This is a genomic window from Mesorhizobium sp. M7A.F.Ca.MR.362.00.0.0 (genome assembly GCF_004023175.1).
Lineage (GTDB): Bacteria > Pseudomonadota > Alphaproteobacteria > Rhizobiales > Rhizobiaceae > Mesorhizobium.
This window is the reverse complement of record NZ_RZTF01000299.1, coordinates 5,719-8,176: the sequence shown is the minus strand read 5'-3', so window position 1 is coordinate 8,176 and position 2,458 is coordinate 5,719. Positions and strand designations below refer to the sequence as shown.

Genomic DNA, 2,458 nt, shown 5'->3' with positions numbered 1-2,458 from the left:
GGATCTGGTGCGGCAGGCCGGCGAGCGCATCGTCATCCTCGGCTGCGGCGGACTGGATTTGCACAACATTGCCGAAGTGCGCAGCAAAACCGGCCTGTCCGAAATGCATTTTGCCGCCCTCAAGGATGTGCCGAGTGCCATGGACTACCGCAATCCCCATGTCGGCATGGGTGGTTCCGATCTCGATCGCGAATACCGCAACACGCTCACCGACACACCGCTGGTGGCGGCAACGATCGCGGCAGCCAAGGCATGACCTCGACCCCTGCCCCGATAGCCCGTGTATCGGCCGCAGACGAAGCGGCGATCCTGGCGCTCAACAACGAGCATGCCGCAGAACTGTCGTGGCTGGAGGCTGAGCGGCTGTCCTTCCTGCTTGGCGAAGCGTTTTACACCAGGCGCATCGGCGATCTCGAAGCCTTCATCATGACCTTCGACCAGGACGCCCGCTACGACAGCCCGAATTTCCTCTGGTTTCGCGAACGCTACGAGCGCTTCGTCTATGTCGACCGGGTTGTCGTGGCGGCGCACGCGCGCGGCCGAGGCCATGCCCGCCGGCTCTATCAGGATCTGTTCGGCCATGTTGAGCGCGCCGGCTACAATCTGGTCACCTGCGAAGTCAACACCGACCCGCCGAACCCTGCCTCGGATGCCTTTCACGCCACCCTTGGCTTCACTGAGGCCGGCGACGCCGTCATCCACGGCGGCAAGAAAGCAGTCCGCTATTACGTCAGACCGCTGCAGGCATAGAGAGGGCGGGCGCGCCGCAAGACGGCCTGAACGCCGTGTTGCTCACCAGTTGCGGTTGAGCCATTCGCGCGCCGGGCGCTCGATGAGGTAGTAGCTGCAGGCCGCACAAGCGAAGACTGCGGCCAGCATCGGCATCGGCATGACGCCTTGCTCATAGACGAATTTGTAGAACGGCTGTTGCCACAAATAGAGCGAGTACGACCACAGACCCAGCGTCGCCATCGGCCAGGAGGACAGCAATCCGGAAAAATACCGTGGGCTGAAATCGAGGGCGTTGACGGCCAGAGCCAGCAGCGGCACCGCGAAGAGATAGTGGATCGGAGTCGGCATCTGATCCAGGAACAGGACAACGGCGCAGAACGTCGCCACCAGGGCCACATGCTTGCCTCTCAAAAACGCCGGCAGCATGCCGTCGGCCTTCAGCAGGCAGATCGAAGCCGACAGCAGGATCGACGCAATGTGCACGTCGGTGCGCCAATAAGTGGTTTCGTAGTCCATCCCGAAGACCCAGTACGAAACCGCGCCATTGGCCATGGCCAGCAAGGCCAGCGCCAGGAGCAGAACGACCACGCGAGAGCGACTTGAGACGATGACGCTGATCAGCGCCAGGATGATGTAGGCGTGCTCCTCGATGCAGAGCGACCAGATATGGTCGAGCGCCCCTGCCCGCGTCACGAGAATGCCGGCATAGTTGTAGGTGAATGTCAGCGCCGTCAGCGCCGCCTTCCATTTGAAGGCGATGAATGTGCCGGACAGCGCAATCATCGCGACGACTACGAAGACCAAAAGAGCCGGATAGATGCGGGAGAAGCGGCGTTTGAAGAATTTTTTCAGCGGGTAGCGTTCGATGAACAGGATCTCGCCCATCAGCCGGCCGCTGAGCACGAAAAAGAATTCGACGCCCAGCACGCCAAGATTGATTCCGGGAACCGGAAAGAAATGGCCGATCAGCACCAGTGCGATCGAAAGCCCGCGCCAGCCGTCGAGATAGGCCAGTCTTGTTCTGGTTGATCTGTCGGCGGCGGATCGGGACGGAACGACATGCGTCGCGGAAATGTCGGTCATGCCGATCCTCTCGCAATAGGTATGCGAAGGGTACGACGTACATTTCGAACCCAGCTCGCATTCCCGCCCAAATTCATATTGCAGTGCAATATGAATTTGTGCAAGTGCGAGATTGCTGCCGGATCAGGTCCGGCCTCCGGCTTGGCGGGATTTGCTTCAAGCAGTGCGGCAGCAATTCCCACCAGCAACTTGAACGGATGCAGGTCGCAGCACGAGAAAAAGGGGCCACGGAGGCCCCTTCCCTTGTCTGCTACTGATCGTATTAGAAACTGTTTCGAAACTCGCTCTGGCGAGTCATATGGTGGTGGTTTCGAGAACCGGAGCGGAGCGTACTTTTGGTACGTGAGCACCGGAAGCGCAGAAAACGCCATCAGATGGCCGCCGGAGTAGAGTTTCCAAACAGTTTCTCAGGCGTTGGCTGCCGCAACCGCGCGCTTGGCCATCACCGTGATCAGATTGGCGCGATAGTCGGCGGAGGCGTGGATGTCGGTCATCAAATTCTTCGCCGGCACTTTCACCCCTTCGAGTGCCGAGGCCGCGAAGTTCCCGGCTAATGCTGCCTCGATCTCCTTCGAGCGGAAGACGCCGTCATCGCCGGCACCGGTGACTGCGACGCTGACGCCATCCTTGCCCTTGGCCACGA

General features: G+C 60.4%; 2 protein-coding genes and 2 pseudogenes. 2 read left to right on the top strand and 2 right to left on the bottom strand.

The features are described from left to right. Both EOC06_RS27395 and EOC06_RS27390 read left to right on the top strand, forming a co-directional pair. Nucleotides 1-256: pseudogene (locus EOC06_RS27395) on the top strand (copper homeostasis protein CutC); the annotation flags it as partial. Continuing rightward, nucleotides 253-750: a GNAT family N-acetyltransferase gene (locus EOC06_RS27390; protein ID WP_128309243.1), complete on the top strand. Its 498-nt coding sequence runs from the start codon at nucleotides 253-255 to the stop codon at nucleotides 748-750. The pseudogene EOC06_RS27395 and the gene EOC06_RS27390, both read left to right, overlap by 4 nt. 42 nt (nucleotides 751-792) lie before the next feature. Here the strand turns inward: EOC06_RS27390 and EOC06_RS27385 are convergent, their stop codons facing one another. After that, a complete protein-coding gene (locus tag EOC06_RS27385) occupies nucleotides 793-1,815 on the bottom strand; it encodes an acyltransferase (protein WP_128309242.1) in 1,023 nt (340 codons plus the stop codon). A gap of 407 nt (nucleotides 1,816-2,222) precedes the next feature. Continuing rightward, nucleotides 2,223-2,458, bottom strand: a pseudogene (locus tag EOC06_RS43685) (carbon monoxide dehydrogenase); the annotation flags it as partial.